The sequence below is a fragment of the Streptomyces sp. NPDC096013 genome (genome assembly GCF_044763565.1).
GTDB lineage: Bacteria > Actinomycetota > Actinomycetes > Streptomycetales > Streptomycetaceae > Streptomyces.
This window is the reverse complement of the sequence record NZ_JBIWGK010000031.1, coordinates 1-25,528: the sequence shown is the minus strand read 5'-3', so window position 1 is coordinate 25,528 and position 25,528 is coordinate 1. Positions and strand designations below refer to the sequence as shown.

Annotated in this window: 21 protein-coding genes, 2 pseudogenes and 3 CRISPR repeat arrays; of the genes and pseudogenes, 18 read left to right on the top strand and 5 right to left on the bottom strand. The window is 68.5% G+C overall.

The window, feature by feature from the left end; translation table 11 throughout:
- Positions 1–19 precede the first annotated feature (19 nt).
- Positions 20–553 carry a DUF6879 family protein gene (locus tag ACIRB1_RS45960; RefSeq protein ID WP_403469931.1) on the bottom strand — a complete coding sequence of 178 codons (534 nt, stop codon included), beginning with the start codon at positions 551–553 and terminating at the stop codon, positions 20–22.
- A gap of 121 nt (positions 554–674) precedes the next feature.
- Positions 675–875 (bottom strand): hypothetical protein, encoded by a 201-nt coding sequence (locus ACIRB1_RS45955; protein ID WP_403469930.1) that lies wholly within the window; start codon positions 873–875, stop codon positions 675–677.
- Between the two features lie 222 nt (positions 876–1,097).
- Between ACIRB1_RS45955 and ACIRB1_RS45950 the strand changes: the two genes are divergently transcribed.
- The 14 genes and pseudogenes from ACIRB1_RS45950 to ACIRB1_RS45885 form a co-directional block, all read left to right on the top strand.
- Positions 1,098–1,481: a hypothetical protein gene (locus ACIRB1_RS45950; protein ID WP_403469929.1), complete on the top strand. Its 384-nt coding sequence runs from the start codon at positions 1,098–1,100 to the stop codon at positions 1,479–1,481.
- A gap of 318 nt (positions 1,482–1,799) precedes the next feature.
- Positions 1,800–3,535: direct repeats of the CRISPR family, unit length 29 nt; unit sequence GGGACCAACCCCGCGGGCGCGGGGAGCAG.
- Positions 3,536–3,890: 355 nt separating this feature from the next.
- Positions 3,891–6,683 (top strand): CRISPR-associated helicase Cas3', encoded by a 2,793-nt coding sequence (gene cas3 / locus ACIRB1_RS45945; RefSeq protein WP_403469928.1) that lies wholly within the window; start codon positions 3,891–3,893, stop codon positions 6,681–6,683.
- Positions 6,676–8,385, top strand: coding sequence for a type I-E CRISPR-associated protein Cse1/CasA (gene casA, locus ACIRB1_RS45940; RefSeq protein ID WP_403469927.1), 1,710 nt, complete (start codon positions 6,676–6,678; stop codon positions 8,383–8,385). The genes cas3 and casA overlap by 8 nt, the downstream gene beginning before the upstream one ends.
- Entirely contained in the window at positions 8,382–9,086 is a 705-nt protein-coding gene (gene casB, locus ACIRB1_RS45935; RefSeq protein ID WP_403469926.1) for a type I-E CRISPR-associated protein Cse2/CasB, read from the top strand. The genes casA and casB overlap by 4 nt, the downstream gene beginning before the upstream one ends.
- On the top strand, positions 9,083–10,297 hold the full coding sequence (gene cas7e / locus ACIRB1_RS45930) for a type I-E CRISPR-associated protein Cas7/Cse4/CasC (RefSeq protein ID WP_403469925.1): 1,215 nt from the start codon (positions 9,083–9,085) through the stop codon (positions 10,295–10,297). Before casB ends, cas7e begins: the two co-directional genes overlap by 4 nt.
- On the top strand, positions 10,294–11,031 hold the full coding sequence (gene cas5e / locus ACIRB1_RS45925; RefSeq protein WP_403469924.1) for a type I-E CRISPR-associated protein Cas5/CasD: 738 nt from the start codon (positions 10,294–10,296) through the stop codon (positions 11,029–11,031). Before cas7e ends, cas5e begins: the two co-directional genes overlap by 4 nt.
- The gene (cas6e, locus tag ACIRB1_RS45920) at positions 11,031–11,831 is read left to right on the top strand and encodes a type I-E CRISPR-associated protein Cas6/Cse3/CasE (RefSeq protein ID WP_403469923.1); all 801 of its coding nucleotides are present in this window, start codon (positions 11,031–11,033) and stop codon (positions 11,829–11,831) included. Before cas5e ends, cas6e begins: the two co-directional genes overlap by 1 nt.
- Positions 11,828–12,804, top strand: a pseudogene (gene cas1e, locus ACIRB1_RS45915) (type I-E CRISPR-associated endonuclease Cas1e). The gene cas6e and the pseudogene cas1e overlap by 4 nt, the downstream one beginning before the upstream one ends.
- Entirely contained in the window at positions 12,801–13,151 is a 351-nt protein-coding gene (gene cas2e / locus ACIRB1_RS45910; RefSeq protein ID WP_403469922.1) for a type I-E CRISPR-associated endoribonuclease Cas2e, read from the top strand. Before cas1e ends, cas2e begins: the two are co-directional and overlap by 4 nt.
- Positions 13,152–13,242: 91 nt before the next feature.
- A CRISPR array of direct repeats spans positions 13,243–13,942; the repeat unit is 29 nt; unit sequence GTGCTCCCCGCACCCGCGGGGATGGTCCC.
- A 187-nt stretch (positions 13,943–14,129) separates the two neighbouring features.
- On the top strand, positions 14,130–15,374 hold the full coding sequence (locus ACIRB1_RS45905; RefSeq protein ID WP_403469921.1) for an IS256 family transposase: 1,245 nt from the start codon (positions 14,130–14,132) through the stop codon (positions 15,372–15,374).
- A gap of 41 nt (positions 15,375–15,415) precedes the next feature.
- Positions 15,416–16,480: direct repeats of the CRISPR family, unit length 29 nt; unit sequence GTGCTCCCCGCACCCGCGGGGATGGTCCC.
- 777 nt (positions 16,481–17,257) lie between these two features.
- Entirely contained in the window at positions 17,258–17,539 is a 282-nt protein-coding gene (locus ACIRB1_RS45900; protein ID WP_403469920.1) for a hypothetical protein, read from the top strand.
- Positions 17,536–18,060, top strand: coding sequence for an RNA polymerase sigma factor (locus tag ACIRB1_RS45895; protein ID WP_403469919.1), 525 nt, complete (start codon positions 17,536–17,538; stop codon positions 18,058–18,060). The genes ACIRB1_RS45900 and ACIRB1_RS45895 overlap by 4 nt, the downstream gene beginning before the upstream one ends.
- Complete coding sequence (locus ACIRB1_RS45890; RefSeq protein ID WP_403469918.1) at positions 18,057–18,701, top strand: hypothetical protein; 645 nt, start codon at positions 18,057–18,059, stop codon at positions 18,699–18,701. Before ACIRB1_RS45895 ends, ACIRB1_RS45890 begins: the two co-directional genes overlap by 4 nt.
- Before the next feature lie 392 nt (positions 18,702–19,093).
- Positions 19,094–19,294 (top strand): annotated as a pseudogene (locus tag ACIRB1_RS45885) (ISL3 family transposase); the annotation flags it as partial.
- A gap of 36 nt (positions 19,295–19,330) precedes the next feature.
- Here the strand turns inward: ACIRB1_RS45885 and ACIRB1_RS45880 are convergent.
- The 3 genes from ACIRB1_RS45880 to ACIRB1_RS45870 all read right to left on the bottom strand — a co-directional run bounded on the left by ACIRB1_RS45880 (position 19,331) and on the right by ACIRB1_RS45870 (position 22,585).
- Positions 19,331–20,158, bottom strand: coding sequence for a hypothetical protein (locus tag ACIRB1_RS45880; protein ID WP_403469917.1), 828 nt, complete (start codon positions 20,156–20,158; stop codon positions 19,331–19,333).
- Positions 20,159–20,368: 210 nt separating this feature from the next.
- Positions 20,369–21,358, bottom strand: coding sequence for a DUF4238 domain-containing protein (locus ACIRB1_RS45875; protein ID WP_403469916.1), 990 nt, complete (start codon positions 21,356–21,358; stop codon positions 20,369–20,371).
- Between the two features lie 66 nt (positions 21,359–21,424).
- On the bottom strand, positions 21,425–22,585 hold the full coding sequence (locus ACIRB1_RS45870) for a hypothetical protein (RefSeq protein ID WP_403469915.1): 1,161 nt from the start codon (positions 22,583–22,585) through the stop codon (positions 21,425–21,427).
- Between the two features lie 233 nt (positions 22,586–22,818).
- On the opposite strand from ACIRB1_RS45870, the gene ACIRB1_RS45865 reads away from it, so the two are divergent.
- From ACIRB1_RS45865 to ACIRB1_RS45850, 4 genes are all read left to right on the top strand, one after another.
- Positions 22,819–23,043, top strand: a complete 225-nt coding sequence (locus ACIRB1_RS45865) for a hypothetical protein (protein WP_403469914.1) — start codon at positions 22,819–22,821, stop codon at positions 23,041–23,043.
- Positions 23,044–23,552: 509 nt separating this feature from the next.
- Complete coding sequence (locus tag ACIRB1_RS45860; RefSeq protein WP_403469913.1) at positions 23,553–24,176, top strand: hypothetical protein; 624 nt, start codon at positions 23,553–23,555, stop codon at positions 24,174–24,176.
- 130 nt (positions 24,177–24,306) lie between these two features.
- Complete coding sequence (locus ACIRB1_RS45855) at positions 24,307–24,975, top strand: DUF6461 domain-containing protein (protein WP_403469912.1); 669 nt, start codon at positions 24,307–24,309, stop codon at positions 24,973–24,975.
- 6 nt (positions 24,976–24,981) lie between these two features.
- Positions 24,982–25,128, top strand: a complete 147-nt coding sequence (locus ACIRB1_RS45850; protein WP_403469911.1) for a hypothetical protein — start codon at positions 24,982–24,984, stop codon at positions 25,126–25,128.
- Positions 25,129–25,528 lie beyond the last annotated feature (400 nt).

The following is a 25,528-nucleotide window of genomic DNA, read 5'->3' as shown; positions in this document are numbered from 1 at the left end:
CGTCACCGCGGTTGCCCCCTTACGTACGCGGTACAGCCCGGTCGCTGCCGCGGACCCTGGCCATCAGTGTCGAGAGAGGAAACGAGCGCCGGTAGAACTCCTCCCACGCCGTCCTTGCCTGCTCCAGCCGGGCCGGATCGTCGTTCTTGTTGATGTAGAGCAGGTGCCCCGCCGGGTCGTAACTCAGATCGAGCACCGTTTCGTCATCAAAGAGCCAGGTATCCGTGTAAACAAGATCGGGCACATCCTCGCGGAAAATGAACCTGATGTCCTCACCCGCGGCCCCGTTCACCGCGTAATACCAGTCGATCTCAAACTGTAGATACGGTGTCAGAGTCTCCGGAATAATATGGACGCGTCCCATATATTTTCCTGCCGCCACGGCCTCGCGAATATTGGCCGCCCACTCCTCGTTCCGGTCCGGCGGAATGGGATCCCCTGCCAGGTAGCGCGCGAATGGCTCCTTCTCCTCTTCGACCTGATACATGTCCAAGGTCTCGATGCGCGTCGCAGAGGAATGGAAGGTCGTGAAGTACTGGCCGAACTGTTCCATATTAATAATCATGACGACGCCCTTGTCTCCATGCGTAAATTTCACGGCGTGACCGGACCTCCCCGGCCCGCTCGCCGTCCATGGGATCCCGTCACGCCGCCCGATCACTGCTGACAGCCGCTCACGCGCTCTTGAAGATCCGCTCCAGGATGTCCCGCGGGATCTCGACCGCTGCCTCGCCAGGAGGGAAACTGATACCTGCGTTCTCCGCGCTGACTGTAAAGCCCTGTACGACGATAGTGCCATTCTCCGTTTCGAACACGGCAGGGCAGGGGCCATTGCCGCAGTTTGAGCCGCCGATCTTCCTGAGCTTCATTCCCATCACGCCCCCATAAGAAGATGAAACTGGCCCAGAATAGCAAATCTGGCGGCTGTTCAGGAAGGTGCGCCAGCGCCTGATTCGGAGCGAAAATCGGCCATATGTGTTGCTACTCAAACGCCCTACTTGAACAACTTCGTTGCGTTTCTGCTTAGTGATCAATACGGCAGGGCACCCCCTGGATGCCGAACGATGTGCGAAGGGGGACAAGTTCTGATGGATTTGATGTCAGTAGTCACACCAGGGGCCCAGTCTCTGGTCACCACGATCTTGGTCGACGGATGGACACATGCCCGGACCGCTCTCGCCGCCCGCTGGAGCCACCGCACCGGAGAGGCCCAGACCGAAGTGGAACGCCGACTCGACGACTCCCACCAACAATCCATCACCCCCGCACCCAGCGCCGAAGCTCAGCGCGCTGCCATGGAAGCCCACTGGACCGCCTTCTTCATGACCGCCATCGCGCAGCACCCCACCCTCCTCGACCTCGTACGCGAACTCGGCGAGACCTCATCCGGCTCCGTGCACAACACCAACAGCGGAACAGCCACCACTCTCGTCCAGGCCCGAGACGTCCACGGAGGGATCACTTTCGGTACAGACCGATAGCACTCCACCACGCGGCTTCCTGATCCGGCGTCAACGGGCAGAACAGAACCGACGTGGCCACACCTGATCAGCGGGCGCCCGTAAACCGCGGACCTACCCGCCCCGACAACACCTCTGGCGATCACCCAGGCAGGCTCCAACCCCAGACCACACCTGCCTACGGGTAGAGCACGCAACAGTCTCGCGGCACGCGCCGAGCCCAGAAGAGGCCCGCACCCTGACGAACTGTGCGACCACCGTGAGTCGTCCATGTGGTCGAGTGTTTCGAACCCTGTCACGCCTTGCTACGGCGTCACTGCTGCGTGACGGTCCACCGCCGGGACTATCCCAGCGGGTAGGGGGAGCAGAGCTGTGTGGCTGCTTGGCTGGCGGTGAGCGGGGACCAACCCCGCGGGCACGGGGAGTAGACCGCCCAACGGATGATGCTGACCGCACGCGAGGGACCAGCCCCGCAGGCGCGGGGACCAGGGTCAGACAGCCGTGGCCCAGGAGCTCTTCCAGGGACCGACCCCGAGGGCGCGGGGAGCAGCGAGTTCTTCATGCGGGACACACCTTCCGTGCGGGACCAACCCCGCGGGTGCGGGGAGCAGTAGAGCGTCTGACGCGCCATGCCCGCCAAAACGGGACCAATCCCGCGGGTGCGGGGAGCAGCCCCACGACTCCGACGACGCGGACAGGGTGCCGGGACCAACCCCGCAGGCGCGGGGAGCAGTCGGCCTTGCGGTTCCACCTGCGTGGGGCGGTGGGACCAACCCCGCAGGCGCGGGGAGCAGGCTCCGCATCCATGTCCCTCACGCCACCCACCGGGACCAACCCCGCAGGCGTGGGGAGCAGTCGCTGATCTCGGTGTCGAGGATGTCGAGGTAGGAACCAACCCCGCAGGCGCGGGGAGCAGTTCGCGGGCCCTCAGAACTGCGGCTTCGCGAAGGGACCAACCCCGCGGGCGCGGGGAGCAGGACTGCATGAGGGTGCGGTGCAGGACTTGGTAGGGACCAACCCCGCAGGCGCGGGGAGCAGCCGCCCACCGGGACCATGGCCTCTTGGGGCGCGGGACCAACCCCGCGGGCGCGGGGGGAGCAGGCTCAGGCCCCTGAGGGCAAGAAGCCCGGACGGGGACCAACCCCGCGGGCCCGGGGAGCAGGGCCTCATCCTGGCCTACAACAAGATCGGGTGGGGGCCAACCCCGCGGGCGCGGGGAGCAGGATCGAGTTCCTGGAGGAGCTATGGCAGCACGGGGACCAACCCCGCGGGCGCGGGGAGCAGCTGCACGTTTCAGGTGGCTCCGTAATGCAGCCGGGACCAACCCCGCGGGCGCGGGGAGCAGGCCAAGACGCAGGACATCGACCACGTCTGGGAGGGACCAACCCCGCGGGCGGGGAGCAGACCAGGGCGAGGAACGCGCTCACGTCGTTGGCGGGACCAACCCCGCGGGCGCGGGGAGCAGAACCCGCTCATCGTGGCTCCCTGGTGGGAGGCGGGACCAACCCCGCGGGCGCGGGGAGCAGCCGCTCCGGCGGCTGGAGTACGTGCTGCGTCCGGGACCAACCCCGCGGGCGCGGGGAGCAGGCGACCGGCACCAGACGCACCCTCGACTGCGCGGGACCAACCCCGCGGGCGCGGGGAGCAGGGAAACTCTTCCGGGAAGGGCTGGGCACCGTGGGGACCAACCCCGCGGGCGCGGGGAGCAGGTGCAGAACTGCGCGTATTGTCTTCGGTTCGTGGGACCAACCCCGCGGGCGCGGGGAGCAGGACCGCTCGCGTGGCATGGGATGGCGTGTCACGGGACCAACCCCGCGGGCGCGGGGAGCAGCCCAAGACCGTGATCAAGGCGATTCAGCAGCAGGGACCAACCCCGCGGGCGCGGGGAGCAGAGAGCGATCGCGGCGAACACCAGGTTGTTCATGGGACCAACCCCGCGGGCGCGGGGAGCAGGCCCACATGGACGGGGCAAGCCCGCTGCGCCAGGGACCAACCCCGCGGGCGCGGGGAGCAGTTGCGGTACGACTCGTCACGCAACTGGTCGTAGGGACCAACCCCGCGGGCGCGGGGAGCAGACTTGGTGACCTGCAACGTCATGACCGTCGGGCGTGGTTCTGAGGTACTTTCATCGAGTCGGTCATTTCGCTCATGAGGTGTGGAACTGCCCGTTGTTGGTTGTTAACTCGTCGGCTGTCGGCGGATTGTACGGCGGTTGGCCCGGTGGTGCGTGGTGCTGGATGGTTCCGGTGGTGACGGGATGCGGGTTTTCCGAAGGGGGAGTTGCCGGGCGGTATCTGCCTGTATGTATCTGGGATGGCGGTTGACGGGCAGTGCGGGTCTGGGTTGGGGGATCGGCTCGTGGGGCCGGTGCGGTCGGTGTGGGCGAAGCATGACCGGGACGGTGAGGGCTGGTTGCCGTTGTGGCGGCACATGGAGGACAGCGCCGCGGTGGCGGGGCTGCTGTGGGACAGGTGGCTGCCCGCGAATGTACGGGCCCTGATATCCGGGGTGTTGCCGGGCGGTGAGCGGGACGGGCGGCGGCTGGCGGTGTGGCTGGCAGGTGTGCACGACGTCGGTAAAGCGACGCCGGCGTTCGCGTGTCAGGTCGACCAGCTCGCTGACGTGATGCGTGCGCAGGGTCTGGAGATGAGGACGCGGCGGCAGTTCGGGCCGGACCGGCGGTTGGCTCCGCATGGTCTGGCCGGGCAGGTCCTGCTGGCGCAGTGGCTGGAAGAGCGGCACGGCTGGACGGGCCGGCAGTCGGCTCAGTTCGCGGTGGTGGTGGGCGGGCATCACGGTGTGATGCCGGACCACGGGCAGCTGAAAGGTTTGGATGACCGTCCTCATCTGTTGCGGACGCCGGGGGCGAGCCGGGCGTTATGGCGGCGGGTGCAGGCGGAGTTACTGGACGCGTGCGCCGATGAGTTCGGCGTTCGGGACCGGCTTGCGGTGTGGCAGGCGGTGAAGCTGCCGCAGCCGGTGCAGGTGCTGCTGTCGGCGCTGGTGATCGTCGCCGACTGGATCGCCAGCAACCCTGATCTGTTTCCGTACTTTCCGCAGGCGGCGCACCGGACGGGCGCCGAGCGGGTGGCGGCCGCGTGGGAGGGACTGCGTCTGCCCGGGCCGTGGACGGCCGTGGAACCGCCCGCGGTTGTGGGGGAGTTGTTCCGTACACGGTTCGACCTTCCGTCGGGGGCTGTGGTGCGGCCGGTGCAGGCGGCGGCGGTCCGGCTGGCTCGCGGGATGCCGGTCCCCGGGCTGATGGTGATCGAGGCGCCGATGGGGGAGGGCAAGACGGAGGCGGCGCTGGCGGTGGCCGAGGTGTTCGCGGCACGGTCGGGAGCGGGCGGGGTGTTCTTCGCGTTGCCGACGATGGCCACGGGCAATGCGATGTTTCCGCGGCTGCTGGACTGGTTGAAACGGCTGCCTGCGGTGGACGGAACGCGGCTGTCGGCGCTGCTGGCGCATTCGAAGGCGGCGCTCAACGACGACTACGCCGACCTGATGCGCAAGGGTGCGCAGCGGGTCGCCGCTGTCGAGGTGGATGAGGAAGAGCGTTGCTGGCGGCCCGCGGACGAGAAGCGGATCGCGTCGGCCGAACTGGTGGCGCACGCGTGGTTGCGGGGCCGTAAGAAGGCGATGTTGTCGTCGTTCGTGGCGGGCACGATCGACCAGTTGCTGTTCGCTGGGCTGAAGAGCCGGCATCTGGCGCTGCGGCACCTTGCGGTTGCGGGCAAGGTTGTGGTGATCGACGAGGCGCACGCCTACGACACGTACATGAGTGCCTATCTGGACCGGGTGCTGTCGTGGCTGGGCGCCTACCGGGTGCCGGTGGTGGTGTTGTCGGCGACGCTGCCCGCCGCGCGGAGGCGGCAGCTGGCCGAAGCGTATGCGGGAGGCGAAAGTCCTGCAGGCTGCGCGGAGTTCGAGGCGGTGGCCCGGGTCAATGCGTATCCGCTGCTGACAGCGGTCCCGCCGGGTGGTGTCCCTGTCGTCGAGTGCCCGCAGGTATCGGGGCGCGGGGCATCGGTTCATCTGGAGCGCCTCGACGACGACTTCGGTGTCCTGGCGGACCGGCTGGCCGCCGAACTGGAGGGCGGGGGCTGTGTGTTGGTGGTGCGCAATACCGTCAACCGTGTGCTGGAAACGGCGCGGGTGCTGCGCGAGCGGTTGGGTGAGGACGCTGTGACGGTCGCCCATTCGCGCTTCATCGACGTGGACCGGGCGGCGAACGACGCTGATCTCCTCGCCTGGTTCGGGCCGCCGGGCAAGAGCCCAAAGCGCCCGCGCGGGCCGCACGTCGTGGTGGCCAGCCAGGTCGCGGAACAGTCCTTGGACGTCGACTTCGACCTGCTGGTGAGCGATCTGTGCCCGGTCGACCTGTTGCTCCAGCGCATGGGGCGTCTGCACCGCCATGAACGGGGCGAGGATCAGGCGGACCGTCCACAGCAGCTGCGTACGGCGCGCTGCCTGGTGACCGGCGCCGACTGGACGGGCCAGGTGCCGGTGCCGGCACGGGGTTCCGTCGCGGTGTACGGAGCGTATGGGCTGTTGCGTTCGGCCGCAGTCCTGCTGGAGCACCTCGATGCTCCGCACCGGCCGGTGCGGCTCCTCTCCGACATCAGCCCGCTGGTGCAGAGCGCCTACGCGGAAGACACGACAGCTCCCGACGGGTGGGCGGAGGCGATGGACGCGGCGCGGCAGCGCCACGAGGAGCACCGCAAGGACCAGGCCGAGCGGGCCGGTGCGTTCCGGCTGGATACGGTGGGCCGGCCGGGGCGTGCGCTGATCGGCTGGGTGGCGGCCGGTGTGGGGGACGCGGACGACACGCGGGCGGGCCGGGCCCAGGTCCGTGACAGCAAGGAGAGCCTGGAGGTCGTGGTCGTCCAGCGGCGCCCCGACGGGTCGCTGGCCACCGTGGACTGGATCGCGCCGGACAAGGCCGGCCTGGAGCTACCCCTTGACCGGCCTCCCGCGCCTCGGGCGGCGAGAGCGGCGGCGGCCTGCGGGCTGCGGCTGCCGGCACAGTTCTCCTACGCGGAGGTGATGGACCGCGCCATCGCCGAGCTGGAGGAGCTCTACGTCCCTGCCTGGCAGGTGAAGGACAGTCACTGGCTGGCGGGCCAGCTGATTCTTGCGCTGGACGCCGATTGTCAGACCCGTCTGGCAGGGTTCCATCTCCGCTACAGCCCCTCCGACGGACTTGAGGTGACCCGTGCCTGACGCGAGTCAAAGCCGTGCGAACGGCCCGTTATCGTTCGACCTGACATCGCAGCCCTGGATCCCGGTGCTTCGGGAGAACGGCACGCCGGACGAGGTGTCCCTGCGCGACGTGTTCGCCCAGGCCCACAAACTGCGCCGGATCGTCGGCGACGTGCCCACCCAGGAGTTCGCCCTGCTGCGACTGCTCCTGGCCGCGGCCCACGACGCCCTGGACGGACCGCGCGACACCGAGGACTGGGCCGGGCTGTGGGCCGAGGACGACTGCTTCGCTCCGCTGCCGGCCTACTTCGACACCCATCTCGCCCGGTTCGACCTCCTGCACCCTCACACACCGTTCTTCCAGGTCGCGGACTTGCGCACGGCGCGCGACGAGGTGTTCTCCCTCAACCGGATCGTCGCAGACGTCCCCAACGGGGATCCGTTCTTCACCTCCCGGATGCCCGCCGTGGACCGGCTCGGCTTCGCCGAGGCCGCCCGCTGGGTGGTGCACGCCCACGCCTACGACACCTCCGGCATCAAGACCGGCGCCGTGGGTGACGGCCGGGCCAGGAGCGGCAAGGTGTACCCGCTCGGGGTCGGCTGGGCCGGGACCCTGGGCGGAGTCTTCGTCGAGGGCGACACGCTGCGCGAGACCCTGCTGCTCAACCTGGTCGCCGCAGACACCACCGGGCTGCGCATCGACGGCGACGACCGGCCGGCCTGGCGCCGCGAACCGTGCGGTCCCACAGCCGTCGCGAACCGGCACCCCTCCGGCGTACGCGACCTGTACAGCTGGCAGACGCGGCGGCTGCGGCTCCACTTCGACGAGGACGGCGTCCATGGCGTCGTCCTCGGCTACGGTGACCCGCTCACCGCGCACAACCTCCACACACGCGAGCCCATGACCGCGTGGCGGCGCAGCCCGGCACAGGAGAAGAAGCGCGGCGAGGCTCTGGTCTACCTGCCCCGGGAGCACGACCCCACGCGGGCCGTGTGGCGCGGACTGGCCTCACTGGTCGCCGAGCGGGACGCCGCCGCCCAGGGAGTGCAGGCCGCGTCCGCGCTCCGGCCTCAGATCCTGGAATGGGTCGCCCGGCTGGTCACCGAGGGCGAACTGCCCCGCGGCTACCTGATCCGCACGCGGCTGGTCGGCGCGGTGTACGGCACCCAGCAGTCGGTCATCGACGAGATCGTCGACGATCACCTGGCCATGGCGGTCGTGCTGCTGCACCGTCAGGACCGGGAATACGCCCAGCAGGCGATCGACGCCGTAGGAGATGCCGAGCGCGCGGTCACTGTCCTTGGCGACCTCGCCTCCGACCTGGCGCGTGCCGCCGGCACACAGACGGACGGACCCCGCACCAGAGCCCGCGAACGCGGCTTCACCGCACTGGACGATCCCTACCGCCTGTGGCTGCGCGCGCTGGCCGGCGCCGCGGACTCCGACGAACAGCGCACGCTCTGGCAACGCCGGACCCACCGCGTCATCCGCCAGCTCGGCGACGAACTGCTGGCCGAGGCGCAGGACGCCACGTGGGAGGGCCGCATCGTGACTACGCCCAAGGGCGCCGTGTGGTTCAACTCCGCCTACGCCGAGAGGTGGTTTCGGCATCGGCTCCGGGATGCCCTCGGTCTTGTGGCCTCGGCCGGTGCCGAGGCCGGCGGCCAGCAGTCTTCCGGCACCGACTCCGCTGACGTTCCCGCAGAAAGGGCACGTGCGTGACCACTTCTACCTATGTCGCTCTTCCGGAACGGGTCGCGCAGATCACCGCTACGCACATCAACGACCTGCAGCGGGGCTACCTGAGCGACCAGCCGCGCGCGGTGGCGGCCCTGGCCCGGCTGCGCCGTGGCGCGGGCAAGGATGTCCACCAGGTTCCGGACCTGTGGGGATTGATCGACACCGGCTCCCTGCACGACCCGACACACGAGGGCGGACTGCCCCCGCGTGAGGACGACGTGACCCGTGCCGAAGACGCCGTGCACGTCGCCCTGACCCTCTGGGCCCTGCACCAGCAGTCCCGCGGAACCGGCATGCACCGATCCCACCGCAAGGACGCACCCGCCGGCCTGGGGTCCGCCGTCCGCCGGCTCATGCCCAGGGGCGACATCGACGAGACGATCCTCAAACGCCTCGTCCGCGCCGGCCACGCACCCGACCTTCCCTCCCTGGCCCAACGGCTGCGGGAGATCGTGCTGCTGCTCCGCCGCGAGGACATTCCCCTCGACTACGCCCTGCTCGCCGGGCAGTTGTGCCACTGGCAGCGGCCGGGCGGCCGGGATGACGTACGCCGCGCGTGGGGCCGCTCCTTCCACGCCTACCGCCCGCCCAAGGAGTCCGCGCCTGATCCCGGTGGCCCGGCCGAATCAACTCCCGCCCCAGGCACGGCTTCTGACTCCGACACGACCAAGGACGCTTCGTGAACCGCATCTTCCTCGACGTGCACGCTCTGCAGACCGTGCCGCCCAGCAATCTCAACCGCGATGACACCGGCGCCCCGAAGTCGGCCCTCTACGGCGGCATCCCCCGGGCCAGGGTCTCCAGCCAGGCATGGAAGCGCGTCACCCGCGAGTACTTCCGTGACGAGAACCTCCTCGACCCGAGCGAACTGGGCGTCAGGACGAAGAAGGTCGCTGAGATCCTCGCGGACCGCATCACCGGACTCGACCCGTCGATCCAAGACACGGACGCACTGGCGCTGGCGGTCGCGGTGATCGAGACGGCCACCGGCTCGAAAATGGTGGTGCCGGAGCGAAAAGCGCGCACCGCGAAAGCCGAAGCGGCAGGCGAAAAACCGCAGGAAGCGGCGCCGCAGGCCAAGTACCTGATGTTCCTCAGCGCCCGGCAGCTCGACGGCCTGGCCGCACTCGCCGTCGAAGGCTCCGCCGACATCACGGCGTACCTGAAGGACAAAGACAACAAGGCGCGCGCCAAACAGATCGCCGATACCCGCCACTCCGTCGACATCGCCCTGTTCGGACGCATGGTCGCCGACTCCACCGACTTCAACGTCGATGCCGCCACCCAGGTCGCCCACGCCATCAGCGTCCACCGCGTGGACAACGAATCCGACTACTACACCGCCGTCGACGACAAGAACACCGACGCCGAGACCGGCGCCGGCATGATCGGAACCGTCGACTTCAACTCCGCGACCCTCTACCGCTACGCCGCCGTCAACGTGCACCAGCTCGCCGCCAACCTCGGCGAAGGACTACGCGATGACGAACCCGTCACCACCCCCGTGCGCCGCGCCATCGAGGCATTCGTGCACGCCTTCATCGCCTCCCTGCCCAAGGGAAAACTCAACACGTTCGGGCACCACACCCTGCCGGACGCCGTCGTCGTCAAACTCCGCACCACCCGGCCCATCAGCTTCGTCGCCGCCTTCGAGGAACCGGTGCGAGCCGAGGCGGGCGGCGGGCATCTACGTGAGGCCTCCGCCCGCCTCGCCGAGTACATCCCCGAGATCGAACGTGCCTACGGCGATGAGCACTCCACCCTGACCTGGGTCCTTCGCGTGGGCGCGGCCACCGACAAACTCGCCGGCATCGGCCAGGAGACCCCCAGCCTCTCCGCGCTCGTCGAAACGGTCGGCCAGGCCGTGGCCGAGCGCATGGACAAGCCCGCATGAGTGTGCTGACCCTGCGGCTGGCAGGCCCCCTGCAGGCGTGGGGGGCCTCGGCCCGCTTCGCCCGCCGCACCACCGAGTCCGCCCCCACCAAAAGCGGCGTGATCGGCATGCTCGCCGCAGCCCGCGGCATGGACCGCAGCGACGACGCGGCACTGGCCCGCCTGGCCCAGCTCCGATTCGGCGTCCGCATCGACCAACCCGGCACCCGGATCCGGGACTTCCAGACCGCCCACCACGGCGACACCGGCAAGTCGATGCCACTGCCCGAGCGTTACTACCTCGCCGACGCCGTCTTCATCGCCGCAGTCGAGGGCCAGGACGCACTCCTCGAAGAACTCGACGCCGCCCTGCACCACCCCGTCCACGCGCCCTACCTCGGCCGACGCTCCTGCCCACCAGCCCACCCGGTCCAACTCAGCCTGCACCACGGCACCGGCCTCGACCAGGCCCTTGAGGCGGAACCCTGGCAGGCCGCCGCCTGGTACCGCACACAGCGCCGGCGCGATGCGACCGTGTCCCTGACCGTGCTGCGCGAAGCGCATGCGGACGAACCCGGCGCCGACCTGCTGCGCGACCAGCCTCTCAGCTTCGCCGCCGCACACCGCCAACACGCCCTGCGCACCGTGGTCACCACCACCGTTGAGGTGCCCAACCCCAGCGCCAGGATCACCTCGGCGTCCAGGCCCATACCGAGCCATGACCCGTTCGCCGCTGTGGAGGAGGAAAGCGCCTGATGTACCTGTCCCGCTTCCGTATCAACACCGCACGACCCGGAGCCCGCCGCCTGCTCTCCTCCCCCCAGTCCTTGCACGCGGCGGTGATGTCGTCGTTTCCCCACCTCCCGCCCACGGCCCCGGGCACCCCTCTCCCGCCGTCCGAGGGGCCGAGGGTGCTGTGGCGCCTGGACCACAACGCCGCCGCCGAGGTCTTCCTGTACGTGGTCAGCCCCGACCGGCCCGACCTGACCCACTTCGTCGAGCAGGCCGGCTGGCCGGCCGCAGCAGCAGCCGACCCGGACAACCCCGGCTGGCAGACCCGGCCCTACACCCCCTTCCTCGACCGGCTCACACACGACACCACCTGGGCATTCCGGCTCACCGCCAACCCGGTGCACCACATCCGCCGCAAGGACGACGAACCGACCAAGAGGACCGCCCACCTCACCCCGGTCCACCAGATCGCATGGCTCCTCGACCGGCAAGAACGCTGCGGATTCCGCATCTGCGAAAAACCCGACAGCAAACGCCTCCTGCCCGCCGGCACCACGCACAAAAAAGCCGTCCACCACGGCGACCGCTACGAACTCCTCGTCCGCGACCAACGCAACCTGTCCTTCGCCAAGTCCCGCAGCAGCAACACACCAGGACGCAAACCGGTCACCCTCGTCACCGTCACCTTCGACGGCCGCCTCCACGTCACCGACCCCGACCTGCTGCGCCGCACCCTCCTCCACGGCCTCGGCAAAGCCAAGGCCTACGGCTGCGGACTGATGACCCTCGCCCCACTCCCCACCACCGGCAAGCAGGCCCCGTGAGCACCGTCGGCCGCCGCGCCGCCCTCACCCCACGCCACCTCACCCGCACCAGCGAGCGCCTCTCCTTCATCTACCTCGAGCGCTGCACCGTCCACCGCGACGCCAACGCCATCACCGCCGAGGACGCCGACGGCACCACCCACATCCCTCCGCCACCATCGGCACCCTCCTCCTGGGCCCCGGCACACGCATCACCCACCAGGCGATGAGCGTCCTCGGCGAAACCGGAGCCGCCGTGGCCTGGGTCGGAGAGAACGCAGTGCGCTACTACGCCGGAGGCCGCGCCCTGACCCGCTCCTCCGCCCTCGCCGAAGCCCAGGCCCTGAAATGGGCTAACCCCCGCACCCGCCTCGCCGTCGCCCGCGCCATGTACCGCCTGCGCTTCCCCGACGAAGACCCCGCCGGACTGACTCGGCAAGAACTCCTGGGCCGCGAAGGCCAGCGGGTCAAGGACTGCTACCGCGAACACGCCGCCCGCACCGGCATCCCCTGGCGAGGCCGCAAATACACTCCCGGCGACTTCACCAGCGGCGACCCCATCAACCAGGCCGTCACCGCCGCCGCACAATGCATGTACGGCATCGCCCATGCCGTTGTCACCTCCCTCGGCTGCACCCCCGCACTCGGCTTCGTCCACTCCGGCCACGAACTCTCCTTCGTCCTCGACATCGCCGACCTGTACAAGACGGAGATCGGCATCCCGCTGGCCTTTGACATCGCCGCAGAGGATGAAGAGGACGTCGGCGCCCGCACCCGCCGCGCCCTGCGGGACCGCATCAACGCAACATCCCTGCTGGACCGCTGCGTTGACGACATCAAGGGCCTCCTCGTGCCGGAGACCACCAGCACGGACGCCCACCATGCCGACGAACTCGACCGCGTCACGCTCCACAGCGACCGAGGTCAACAAGTGGCCTCCGGACGCAACTACGCAGGCGCGGACGCGAGCGATGAGGAGGCGGTGCCCTGGTGACCGTGATCGTCCTCACTAACTGCCCGCCCGGACTACGTGGGTTCCTTACCCGCTGGCTCCTCGAAATCTCCGCCGGCGTCTTCATCGGCAACCCCTCCGCCCGCATCCGAGACGCCCTCTGGAACGAAGTCCAGCAATACGCAGGACAAGGCCGCGCCCTCCTCGCCCACACCACCAACAACGAACAGGGCTTCACCTTCCGCACCCACGACCACAACTGGCACCCGATCGACCACGAGGGCCTGACCCTCATTCGCCGCCCTGACCCCAACACGCCCTCCACCAAAAACACCCCCAAACCCGGCTGGAGCAACGCCGCCAAACGGCGTCGCTTCACGAAGAGCTGAGGATCATAAGCAGGATATGCGGCAGATGTCGGAATCAGTGCAAGTGCTAGAAAAGCCAGTTGGTCACGGGTAAAGCAGCAGGTCGAGGAGCGTGCTCCCCGCACCCGCGGGGATGGTCCCGGGTGATCCCACGGAGACGATGTGGAGCCCGTGTGCTCCCCGCACCCGCGGGGATGGTCCCAGGTGAGCCACCGGGTGCCCGTCGATGAACGAGTGCTCCCCGCACCCGCGGGGATGGTCCCGACGACCGGTACTTCCCAGTGGAAGCCTCCATGTGCTCCCCGCACCCGCGGGGATGGTCCCGGCGTCCTGGTCCTGGCGGAAGACCTGCGGGAGTGCTCCCCGCACCCGCGGGGATGGTCCCCGCGGGAACACGTAGACGCCGGTGGGGCGGGTGTGCTCCCCGCACCCGCGGGGATGGTCCCGGGCAGCGCGGGCTTGGGCTCGTCGGCCATCAGTGCTCCCCGCACCCGCGGGGATGGTCCCGGGCAGCGCGGGCTTGGGCTCGTCGGCCATCAGTGCTCCCCGCACCCGCGGGGATGGTCCCGACCCGGGCCCGCCGGAGCCACGCCAACCGCCGTGCTCCCCGCACCCGCGGGGATGGTCCCGGCGTGGCGTTCGGCGGCACCGTCACCCAGCCGTGCTCCCCGCACCCGCGGGGATGGTCCCAGGATGGTCGACTCGGAGGGGGCGCCGGCAGAGTGCTCCCCGCACCCGCGGGGATGGTCCCTCCTGGCGCAGGCACAGGAGATGAGCTGATGCGTGCTCCCCGCACCCGCGGGGATGGTCCCGGCTTCCTCAAGGACTACCGGTGCGTGGGATGACGTCCCGCGTGATGGTGTAGGCGATCACGTTTCGGGTGTGCGCGGGCGTGTGCTCGGGGCGTGCATCCGGTGACGGCTTCCGCTCCCTGCGCAAAGGGCAGGCCACCGTGCAAATCTCCCTGGTGAACGGCCAGTTCAACCCAGGAGGTGCCCGGTGGCCTTGTCCCAGTCTGACTTACAACGCCTGTTGGAGTCACTACGCACGGCGGACGGGATCGAGCTCGTGCGCAACGTCGCCGAGCGCATGCTGCAAGAGCTGATCGAGGCCGAACTCAGCGGCCGGATCGGCGCCCAGTGGAACGAGCACACCGAAGTCCGCACCGCCTTCCGCAACGGCCACAGGGAAAAGACCCTGGCCAGTCAGGCCGGCGATCTGGACCTGGCCATCCCCAAGCTTCGCAGCGGCAGCTTCTTCCCCAGCCTGCCGGAGCGGCGCCGCCGGATCGACCAGGCTCTCTACGCCGTCATCATGGAGGCGTACGTCCACGGGGTGTCCACCCGCAGTGTCGATGACCTGGTCAAAGCCCTCGGCGCGGACAGCGGGATCTCCAAGAGCGAGGTCTCGCGGATATGTGGTGACCTGGACGAAGAACTCGTCCACTTCCGCGGCCGGCCGCTGGATCACAGCCGCTTCCCCTGCATCTACCTGGATGCGACCTACTGCAAGGCCCGGGTGAACCACCGGATCGTCTCCCAGGCCGTGGTCATCGCCACTGGCATCAGTGAGGACGGCGGCCGCGAGGTCCTCGGCGTCATGGTCGGCGGCAGCGAGAGCGAGGCGTTCTGGAGTGAGTTCCTGCGCTCCCTGCGCGAACGGGGCCTGAACGGGGTCCGCCTGGTCATCTCCGACAGCCACAGCGGCCTGGTGGCCGCGATCCGCAAGGTCATGCTCGGCGCCGCCTGGCAAAGGTGCCGCGTTCATTTCCTGCGGAACGTGTTCTCGGTGATCCCGAAGGGATCCGGGGAAATGGTCGCGGCGACGATCCGCACCATCTTCATCCAGCCCACCGCCGAGGCCGTCCACCAGCAGCTCGACACGGTGGCCGACATGCTCGGCGGGCAGTTCCCCAAGGTCAAACGGATGCTCCTCGAAGCAAAGGAAGATCTGACCGCCTTCGCAGACTTCCCCATCTCCCACTGGAAGAAGATCCAGTCATCGAATCCCCTGGAGCGGATCAACCGGGAGATCAAGCGCCGGACCGACGTCGTCCAGGTCTTCCCCAACCCCGCAGCCCTCGAACGCCTGGTCACCGCCGTGCTCAGCGAGATGCACGACGAATGGATCGCCTTCCCCCGCCGCTACCTCTCCGAGACCAGCATGGCCGCCATCTACGCCAACGAACACGCCGACCACACCACCCGCGCACTCCCCAACACCCCGAACACGCCGAAGAGTTGATCGCCTACACCATCACGCGGGACACCATCGTGCGTGGTCCGGTGCTCCCCGCACCCGCGGGGATGGTCCCGGCTTCCTCAAGGACTACCGGTGCGTGGTCCGGTGCTCCCCGCACCCGCGGGGATGGTCCCTGCGGGGTGAGGTCGGCCTTGAGGTACAGCGGGTGCTCCCCGCACCCGCGGGGATGGTCCCGGTGGGGGCTGCTCCCGAAACGCGGCCCGCTGGTGCTCCCCGCACCCCCGGGGATGGTCCCGACGAAAGCCGGGGGAACGCCCCTTCCAACGGGTGCTCCCCGCACCCGTGGGGATGGTCCTGGACGGCCCCGCCCGGGGCCGACTTCAGCAACGTGCTCCCCGCACCCGCGGGGATGGTCCCCGCCCGACGCCAACGCCCCAGGGGAGCCCATGGTGCTCCCCGCACCCGCGGGGATGGTCCCGGGACCTGGAAGACGACGAATGGCTACAGGGCGTGCTCCCCGCACCCGCGGGGATGGTCCCCCGAGCGGATCCGACTCGGTAGTACCCGCGCCGTGCTCCCCGCACCCGCGGGGATGGTCCCCGGTAGGTCACCTGGGTATCGGCCGGGATGGTGTGCTCCCCGCACCCGCGGGGATGGTCCCAGTGGCGTCGGGCAGGAGCACGGGTTCCAACGGTGCTCCCCGCACCCGCGGGGATGGTCCCATGCAGCCGACCGACTGGGCGTACACCGTCGTGTGCTCCCCGCACCCGCGGGATGGCCTCGGAGCGTTCGGCGTTCTCGATCTGCTCGTTGGGTGCTCCCCGCACCCGCGGGGATGGTCCCAACACCGCCGTCGTCGTCAATGACGGCAACTGGTGCTCCCCGCACCTGCGGGGATGGTCCCGCCGACGCCTATGGGTACCGCAAACTCGATCTGTGCTCCCCGCACCCGCGGGGATGGTCCCTCGACCTCGCGCACCCTCACGGTGCCCATGCCCTGCTCCCCGCACCCGCGGGGATGGTCCCAAGACCAAGGACGACAGCCCGCTCACGGCGGTGTGCTCCCGCACCCGTGGGGACGGTCCGGGCTCTTGGCGGGCGCGCTGTTCCTGGACTCGGTGCTCCCCCCCACCCGCGGGGATCGTCCCGCGCTCACCCGGCCCGCTCCCGCCGCTGCGGATCGACCAGCGCCTGCGCCACTGTGACGTCCTCCTGGTAATCGGTACGCGTGCCGGACGGCTCGTACGACAGGACCGCCCGGCGCGGGCTGCCCAGGAGATGTGAGACGCGCCGGCTGTCCCGGCGGCGGAGAGCGATACCCCGGCACTTCGGCCTAGCGGTCCTTTCCGGCACCCGGAAAACCCTCCCGCAGCCGGTCCCGGGATTCCGCCAGGTACCGCCTGGCCTCCGGCTGCTGCTGCGAGCAGGACGACGGGGTCGGGCCCGGCCGGACCTTGTTGTTGCTACCTCACGCGGTGATGCAACAACGCCCGGCCCTCTGGCAGCAGGGTCCTCCGACCGCGTGGTCGCGGCCGGGAGGTCCGCGGCCGCGGACCTCGACAGCTGCTGCAGACGCGGGTCGGCAAGCACGTCCGCGCCGACGCCGCCGTGAGGATCAATGACGCTGTACGGCGAGCGGCGGCAGCCGTAGGGAGGTCCTGGACACCGCCGGCTGCGTCCTGAGGCCCTTCCGCCTGCGGACCCGCCTGCCCGGGCCGTTCGCCGTATCTCCGCTCCGGACTGATTTTTCTGTCCGTCTGCTACTCCTGTGACCTGCGAAGACGATGCGACAGGCGGGGGAGCGGGGGGAGTTGGGAAAAGATCTTGGTTTCCGGCATCCGGATCCGGGCCCTTGGCGGCGTGTAAGGGGGTGAAGGTCTTTGGGTCTTCATCAACGAGTTCGTCTCTATTGGGAGGCCTGGTCGATGACTTGGTCGTACTGGGCGGGAGCGGGCGGGGTTCCCCTGCTGTTCCTGCTGGTCTCCGTGATGCGCCGCACCCGCGGCATCACGGAGATGCTTGTGAAGGCGCATGTCGAGACCCGTGTGGAGCGCGAGCAGCGCGCCACCATGGTCGCGATGGCGCAGGCCTTGCCCGACGGCGGCGCTGCCGCCCGTTTCGAGGAGGGCCGGCCTGCCTGGCTGTTCCGCAAGGACACGGCCGACCCGGCGGGCCACCGGGCCATCACCACGCGGGAGGCCGCGTGAGTGAGGCCGTTCCGGGAGCGGACTTCGAGTCCTTCGTCCTCGAGACCATCGAGGCATTCTCCCGACTGGCCCGGGCCGAGGCAGGCGACCTGCACAGCGCGGAAGATGCTGTGCAGGACGTCTACCTGAACATGTACCGGCGGTGGGATCGGATCATGGCCCGCCACGGTTCGCTGACCGCTTACGGCCGCACTGCGGTGAAGCGGGCGGTCATCGACCAGTTCCGCCGCAACAGGCGGATGGTCACGGTCCCGGTCCGTGAACTGCCCGAGACGGAATCCGGCATCGGCATCCCCGAGGCCGCCTACGAAATGGTTAAGGAAGGGATCGACGAACTCGTCGCAAGCCTTCCTGAACGGCAGCGCGAGGTCATCGTCCTGTGTGTTCTGCAGGATCTCAGCCCTGCCGTGGTTGCACAGCGCCTCCAGATAAAGGAGGAGTCGGTGAAGCGCTATATCAAAGCCGCCGCCAACAACCTGAAGAAGTCCATCAACGAACACAGCGAGGAGGCCACCGCATGACATACCTGTCCGCTTGGACGCACCTGCCCGAGGAGCGGGGAGCCATCCGGCTCCTCGCCCTGTGGCTCCTGCTCGAAGGCTCTGAGCAGGTGTTTTACAAGGGTTCCCGGATCGGCGAGGACTCTGTCCAGGCGGAGGGGGGCCAGCCTTCGGGCTGGCCCCCGGCCCTCGCCCAGTGCCTGGAAAGCGGAGACGGAAACCATCGAATCGGTGCGGTCCGTGAACTACGCACTCTCCTGAAAAAGGAAATCGATGATTCCGCAACACCACAGGAAACACGACGCGTAGCAGAAATCCTTGAATTCCTGGATAGGGATGATGTGGCGCGAAGCTGGTGGGAAAAAGCAGCATTCAAGGGTGACGAGGATGCGCGGGACTATCTTCATATCCTTGATGCCGAGAGGGAAGAAAACCTATCGGCATGCTGCAGGCAAGGGAAAGAACACGCTGAGGAATCTTTCAGATCATTCGTGAGTGGCTTTGAGTGCCGGTCAGCCGGTACTCGCGTTGCTGCTGACAGGGTCGACTGGGCATTGGGGGAAGCCGGAGTCGGCCTGTCTGCAGCAACAGAAGCTCTCGTGCGTGAGATTGAAGACTTCCTGGCGCACCTGGACCACACCACCGGCGGCCCATGGTGCTGACACGACAGCGCGTCACGCGTCCACAGACGGGAGAGTCTTTGTAGACCAGCCTCTATGAGGCCTTCAGGTGAGAAGGCCGGACGACTCGTTGAAGCAACGGCCTGTCCCCGCGGACGCGGGGGTAGGCCGTTGCTGCATCATCATCTGTATTGCCTGAACCTCCGTCAGTCGGCTGACGGTCCTACCGTCAGCCGCGCCCCGCCCGCATGGTTATGTCCGTGGTTGCGGGGTTCTGGCACAGATCTTGGGGAGCCGTCGCGGAGCGTTACCTTGACGTTCGATTGCGAGGAGTCTGGCTCATGCGAGACGGCGTACGCCTTGTCGCCTGAGAGCCGGAAGTGACGCTCCTTCAGGTTCTCCCTGTGCACTGCTGTGGTCGGCGGTGGACGGTGATGGTGCTGGTCATGCAGACCGACGCACTGCTCTGGGGCCCGCTGGTGTTCGAGGGGATCGACGATGTAGAAGTCGAGGCAGTTACGGCCGCGTTCGGCACGATCGAAATGGTCGCGAGAGGACACGCAGGCGGCGCTTCATGTCCGGACTGCGGCCGCTTCTCGGGCCGAGTCCACGACCGTTACCAGCGCAGGTTGAGGGACCTTCCTCTGGCTGACCAACGCTTTGTGATCCGGCTAACGGTCAGGCGCTTCATCTGCGGGTCGGCGGGCTGTCCACGCCGCACGTTCGCCGAGCCGTTCTCCCGACTGACTGTCACGCACTCGCGGTTCACCACGCGGCTCAACCGCGTCCTGGAACGTGTGGGGCTCGCGCTGGCGGGGCGGGCCGGTGCGCGGCTGAGCGTTGGCCGGGGCGTAGCCGAGGGCTTTCCCGACGAAGGTGTGGATCACCGATTTGAAGACGGAGTGCGTGCCGGGACTGGTCAAGTCCACGTAGGCGGTGACCAGGGCGGGGCGGCCCAGGGCGCGTAGCCGCTGAGCGATGCCGACGCTGTCGTCACAGTGGTGCCAGTAGAGTGCTTCACCACCCCAGAAGGTCAGCAGCCGCCAGACTCCGGACACGTCGTGGGAGATGGCCTCGGCCGAGAGGGTCAGGCAGACCTGCCCTTCTCGACGTCCCAGTTTCCGTCTCTCCGGGACGACCATGCTCTGGGTGCGCAGGGTCTCTCGGTCGGCCTCGCTCAGGTAGCCGCGCACGTGGGCTTGGTCGAGGCGGTACTCGACGAGCGTCGCGTCCAGAAGGCGCAGGCCGTGGTCACGAATCGCGGTGGCCTCGTGGTCGAGCAGCCTGGTTGCGTGGTGGGCCCGCAGAAGGTGCCCGCGGAGCAGGTCGTGGACCTCCGACTCCCTGTCGTCCAGATCCAGGTCGACGTACAAGTCGGGCTCGGCCAGTTCGGCTGCGTCGGCGATCTTGTGGATGAGATCTGCCAGTGCTGGTGGCCAGGTGCGGGGATCATCGACATCCACAACAGGCCGTTCGGCGGCAGCGTGATCCAGTGTCATGACGATTCAGTATTCCCTGCCTGAGCCGGATCGGAGAGTGCAAGGCCCGCCCTGATCTCCGCCTGCCTGTCCCCGCCGAAGCCCACCGCGCTCGGCCGTCAGGACCCGGCCAGGCGCTGGCTGACGCGGTTGGTGCATTCGCGCCCTTGCCGAGCCGGTGGCCGGGGCGTTGGCCCTGGAAGCCGAGGTTACCCGCGGGGCTTGTGAGGCTCAGACGGTCTCGATCTCAAGGTGGTCTGCGCGCCAGTGGTGGCTGACTTCTCGAATCATGGGTGCGAGGGAGCTGCCCGGGCGGGTGTAGACGTAGCGGCGGGAGGCTCTGATCTGGAGCACGTTCATGCGGTCGACATCGGCCTTGCGGGCGGTTGCGTAGCGGTCGGCGGGTCCCAGGGCGAGCATGTGGTTGGGGCCGATGGGGAGCACGGTGGAGTGGGCGTCGCCCAGGGCCATGCTGTAGAGGAGCTTGTCGCCGTGGTGGCGCACGGTCAGGGCCGGGTTGTCGCCGATCAGGAACTCGCCTTCTTCGGGTTCCAGGATTTCAAGCGGGGACCGGGAGATGAACTCGCGGGCTTTGCCGAAGTTGTCCTCGATGCGTACGCGCAGCAGCGACCCGTTGCGGTAGGTCGCCATCATCACGTCCAGGAGCTCGTCCGCGCGAGCGGCAAGTCCCTGCGGGCCGGCCGTGTGCAGGCCGGTGCGCTCCAGGGCGGCGGCGTGCAGCCGGGGTGCCCCGTCGGTGAGGAGCCAGCGGCGCTGTTCTTGGTAGGTCTCGGCGAAGAGGCGGTGGAAGAGCTCGCGGTAGTGCAGAGATCGGACGTAGTGCAGTGCGATTAGGTCGCGCAGCACCGCGCCGGTATGCGGGTCGGTAAACGCGTCGCCCGCCTTCACCGCGGCGAAGGCGCTGGGCAGTTTGCGTTCGACTTCGCCCCACGTGTCTTCCAGGGACAGGGAGGCGAAGGGCACGAAGTTCTCGATCTGGGCGACCCCGCGAGGGGCCCGAGTCTTGAGCCGGCGCTCGGGGTGCCGCAGATCGTAGGGCTGGACGTGCCGGCCGGATACGCGCTTGCAGGGCATCGCGAACTCGCGCAGCAGAACCTGCGAAATCACATGCTGGTGACGCACGTTGGCGCTCGCCTCGGGCGCGAGTTCGGCGATCCTGGCCAGGTCCCCGCTTCCGGCGACGGTGCTTCTGACATTCACGGGATCCATCGTCCCCAACAGCCCGGGCCCGCGCATCAGGTTTCCAGCAGGTCCACGACGTTCCTGTCAGCTCCTCTGCGCGGAGGCCGAGTGCTGAAGAGCTGTGAGGATCAGGTCCCGGACGGGTGGCGCCATCACGCCCTCCATCTCCAGGACAGGCCATTGGCAGCCGGGCATCTGCTCGTCGAGGGCTTCGTACATCTGCCGCTGAAAGAGCAGCACGAGAGTCGAGACGGCGGCGCTGGAAGGTGACCAGCGTCGTTCACGCAGGGTTTCGAGTACGGAGATCCCGGACGGCATGCCCCTCCCGATCAGCCAGAGAGTGACAGCCTCCCCGAGCTGCCCGTCGTCCAGTTCGGCTTCGACTCTCTCGCACAGGTCGAGGGCCCACTCGCGGACCTGTTCAGCGGTGCGCCAGCAGACACGAAGGTCTTCCAGCGGTGCGGTGTCGGCCAGGCCGCGCAGGTAGTCGCGGGCGTCACCGTCGGGCAGGAAGGTGAACGTGCCGTCGTCCGCCATCACCTGGTCCGCGGATTCGGGGACGTCCTGTTGGGTGGTTTCGACCAGCGAGGCGAACGGATGAGCCGCAGCGCTCGGGTTCATGCCGCGCAGCAGGCTCCCGATCTCGTCCACAGACACGGTGCCGCCGAGGACGGCGGTCACAGCGGTCAGGGACGCGTCCTGCTGCGTCATCGGGCGGGATTCGGTGTTCTTGTCCAGCTCCGCCAGTTCTTTCGGAGCCTCACCCAGGAGGCGGGCGATGCGCTCGTCGATCCGCCGCGCGCGGGCCGGAACGAGAGTGAAGGCCTGTCCGCTCTCGGCGAGGCGGCCTACGAGACGGTCCGCGCGCTCGTCTAGCTCCTGGTCGTCGTCCACGCCGTCGTCCTCTCCGGGCAGGACGACAGCGTCCACGGCGCCGCGGAAGGCCGCACGGACTGTCGCCTCCGGTACCGGGTGCCCGTCGGCGAACAGCAGGAGAGCGAGATCGGTGGGCCGTTTGCCCCGGCCGGCACGGCGGGCGAGCGCGAGGACGAGATCGAAGCTCTCGGGCGGCGGGGAGGACGTGCTGCCTCTGCCGCGGCCGAGACCGCCGCCCGGCACGTTGCCCGGGAGCAGGCCGGCGCGCCGCCAGATTTCGAGCTGCTTCGCCGTGACGGCGAGGTCGTGGCGCGCCGCGTGGTCGATGAGCTGGCGGTCAGCAGCGCTGGGGCCGTCGTTGGAAGGCATGACCAGGAACCTAGCGGTGCCCTGGTGTGGACTGACCGTCTTTTAGAGACCCCCCATCTTCATCCGGTCCCTGTGCTAGCCGTCCCCTGAAATGGCAGTCGAACGGCATACAGATGGCGTACCGACGCCGTCGCGCTTCCGCCACGGTGGAAGCAGCCCCGACACCTGCTGCCCTGCAGCGCGCCCGCCCTGGGGCGCGCCGACGGCACCGAATCGCAAAGGACCTACTTCCGATGACCACCGACTCGGACGGAACCACTCCGCAGGATCGCGAGCACCACGAACTGCGCCTGGCGCTCATCCTGCTCACCATCGTGGTGGGACTGCTCATCACCGCGGCTGCCATCTATGTGGCCCGTATGCATCCGGCTCTCGCACAGCCGCTGGGGGTGGGCGCCGCTGTCTTGAGCGCGCTCGCTGGCGTCGCTGGTGTCATCGGCCGCGCCTTGCGGAGGTGATCAAGTCCCCGCGCTGGAGCACCAGTGCCGTCGGGGGAAGGGCGGCGGCCCGGTTGAGGCCAGCTGGGCGGAGGATGGCCAGTAGCCGAAGATGACATCTGGCCGGAGGCGCGGATCTGCCGCATCATCATGGCATCAGCGTTTGACGGCCAGTCTGCAGGCGTGCAGCGACTCGCAGCCCACCACTGCTGGTAGTCGCGCTCCAGTTGATCCTCGGCTGCCCGAACGGCGGTTTCTGTCCGCCGCCGGTGTGCACGCTCCGATCAGCCCGAAGCCCTTGGTGGTCGACGGTTTCCGGTTCGTTAAGCTCCGACGACGCTGCGTTGAACAGGGCGCGGGCAGGCACGAGTTGAGGGGGGACCACAGTGGGCCGAAGACGGGCTGTTCCGGGGGTTTTGGCGGGGGTTGCGGCGGCGTTGCTCGCGGGGTGCGGTCCCGCGAACAGCGGGGCGCGTGCCGGCGGTGGCGTCCATGCGGCGGGCTCAGGGAGCACGGCCGGATCGTCCGCGGTGCCGGACAAGAACGTGTTGACGTTCGCCTATCACCGGCACAGCGGCGACGACTACATCGACCAGACCCTGGAGATAAGGAACACGGCCACCCACTCGGTTGTCCCGGACCTGGCGTTCACCGCGCTCGACCGCAACCACCAGCCGCTGCCTGGAGTACGGGTCAGGGCCGTCTACGGGAGCGACAGCGGCCGTCTGGTGGTTCCCTACGGGTGGAGCCTGGACATCCTGCGATTCTCAGGCCCCGGCGCGCACGAGGTGCACGACGTGCGGGTCACGGTGGCACACCTGGCCACCGCGAGGATCAGGGCCGGCATCCATCCCGTGACGGCCGAGCCGCTGGACGCTGCCGGACACGTCGTCAGCAAGTTTTCGCGCTTCGCCTCCGTCCGGGTAAAGAACTCGGACGCCTTTCCCGTAGCTGTGCGGGTCTCCTACCTCGTCTACGACCAGCCGGCTGCGGGTGACACCCAGCAGGCGGTTTCCGACACCGCTATCGGCGGGCTGGTCCGCGTTCCCGCCCACGGGACGGCGGTGGTTGAGGTCACCGGTGCCGCAGCCCGCGCGATAGCCAGGTACTCCAACGGCCCGGCGGTGAGTGTCAAGGCCTACAACTCCCAGTGAAACCAACCAACTTGACTTCACAGAAGGCCGACACCTGCAACCGGCCTTGAGAGCATGACGGTGTCGACGCGGCCTTTTGCAGGGAGGGTTGGGATCTTTACGCTTTGTTCCATAACGAACAGGAGAACGGATGACCGAGTCGTCCCCGAACTGGAACTGGATACGGAGCGGCGGCCACGTGAGCATGTGCCTCACCTTCACCCGCGGCGTGACCCCAGAGGACCTTTTCCGGCGTTACGGCGCCGACCCCACGGACGCCTACAGCATCACCTTCGCCCAGGCGTACGAACTGATCCGGCCGGGCCCGGACAGCTCCATCCTCAGAGTCGGATCCCTCGGGGAATGGACCTTCTGCTGCGAGTCAATTGGCGTTCAGGGCGTCATGCCCGCAGTCCTCGCAGCACTCTCCCGTGACACCGAGACCGTCGCCTTCAACCACGGAGCCGATGCGCGGCACACCCTGGACCACTGGGTGGACGGACAACCACGCGAGCACTTCGAACCAGGAACCAAGGCTTCTCTTCAGGCCGCCGGCGTCCACCCGTTCTGGGACGCGGCAGAACGCCACCGCGCCGACAACCCAGAGGGGCCGGCCGAGCTCAACGCTCTCGAAGCCGTCAGCGACCGCATCGGCGGACACCTCACCACCGACATCGTGCACGGCCGTCTGCTCACCACCTTCCGCTCCTGGACACTTCCCCCACTGCCGTCACCAGCGGCGCCCCTTCCCTTCGTCCAGGCGCCAAACCCAAGGCCCCTGGGCCGGCTCCTCGGCACATCCCTCCCGCGCGCACGGTAGTGGGTGGTGACGGACTGGCCATGTCTTACAGCCGAGCTGATCCAGGCGCAGGCCGACGCCGGCAGCGGCTTCGTGGTCCTGCACCGGTGGGCAGGGATCCTGGAGCGCCACTTCCCGCCAGCGCTCCCCGACCCCGACCACACCACCGACTAGCGCTCACAGGCCCGACCACGCCGGTGGACACCGCCGAGCACGGCAGGTCAGCGTGCTGTCGTATCGTGTCGCCCGCCCGTGCGCCCGGCACTCTTCGAGGAAGCCTTCTTCGAGAGCCTGGCCGCAGCGTCATCGCCTGGCCTTTCCCCTTGGGATCGTTCCCACCGGAGTTGCTGGCCATCGTGCAACGGACAGGTGCCGATGGGACGCTCCAGCCCTGGGGGTGATCCATCACGGTCCGCAGATCGTGCTCTGGCGCCGCGATGTGAATTGCGGGCATAGCGCTCAGGCCCACGTGTGGACTCAGACGTCATCCGCTTATCGATCACGGGGCTGGGCTGGTCGAACAGGGTTCCTGATCGGGTGATCGTGTGAGGGCCGGTGCATGGAAGCAGGGCCT

Excerpts from the sequence above, each read along its gene's own strand:
- ACIRB1_RS45960 (WP_403469931.1), bottom strand. The coding sequence starts at position 553 with ATGGAACAGTTCGGCCAGTACTTCACGACCTTCCATTCCTCTGCGACG.
- ACIRB1_RS45955 (WP_403469930.1), bottom strand. The coding sequence starts at position 875 with ATGGGAATGAAGCTCAGGAAGATCGGCGGCTCAAACTGCGGCAATGGC.
- ACIRB1_RS45950 (WP_403469929.1), top strand. The coding sequence starts at position 1,098 with ATGTCAGTAGTCACACCAGGGGCCCAGTCTCTGGTCACCACGATCTTG.
- cas3 (WP_403469928.1), top strand. The coding sequence starts at position 3,891 with ATGGAGGACAGCGCCGCGGTGGCGGGGCTGCTGTGGGACAGGTGGCTG.
- cas5e (WP_403469924.1), top strand. The coding sequence starts at position 10,294 with ATGAGTGTGCTGACCCTGCGGCTGGCAGGCCCCCTGCAGGCGTGGGGG.
- cas6e (WP_403469923.1), top strand. The coding sequence starts at position 11,031 with ATGTACCTGTCCCGCTTCCGTATCAACACCGCACGACCCGGAGCCCGC.
- ACIRB1_RS45900 (WP_403469920.1), top strand. The coding sequence starts at position 17,258 with ATGACTTGGTCGTACTGGGCGGGAGCGGGCGGGGTTCCCCTGCTGTTC.
- ACIRB1_RS45890 (WP_403469918.1), top strand. The coding sequence starts at position 18,057 with ATGACATACCTGTCCGCTTGGACGCACCTGCCCGAGGAGCGGGGAGCC.
- ACIRB1_RS45880 (WP_403469917.1), bottom strand. The coding sequence starts at position 20,158 with ATGACACTGGATCACGCTGCCGCCGAACGGCCTGTTGTGGATGTCGAT.
- ACIRB1_RS45870 (WP_403469915.1), bottom strand. The coding sequence starts at position 22,585 with ATGCCTTCCAACGACGGCCCCAGCGCTGCTGACCGCCAGCTCATCGAC.
- ACIRB1_RS45865 (WP_403469914.1), top strand. The coding sequence starts at position 22,819 with ATGACCACCGACTCGGACGGAACCACTCCGCAGGATCGCGAGCACCAC.
- ACIRB1_RS45855 (WP_403469912.1), top strand. The coding sequence starts at position 24,307 with ATGACCGAGTCGTCCCCGAACTGGAACTGGATACGGAGCGGCGGCCAC.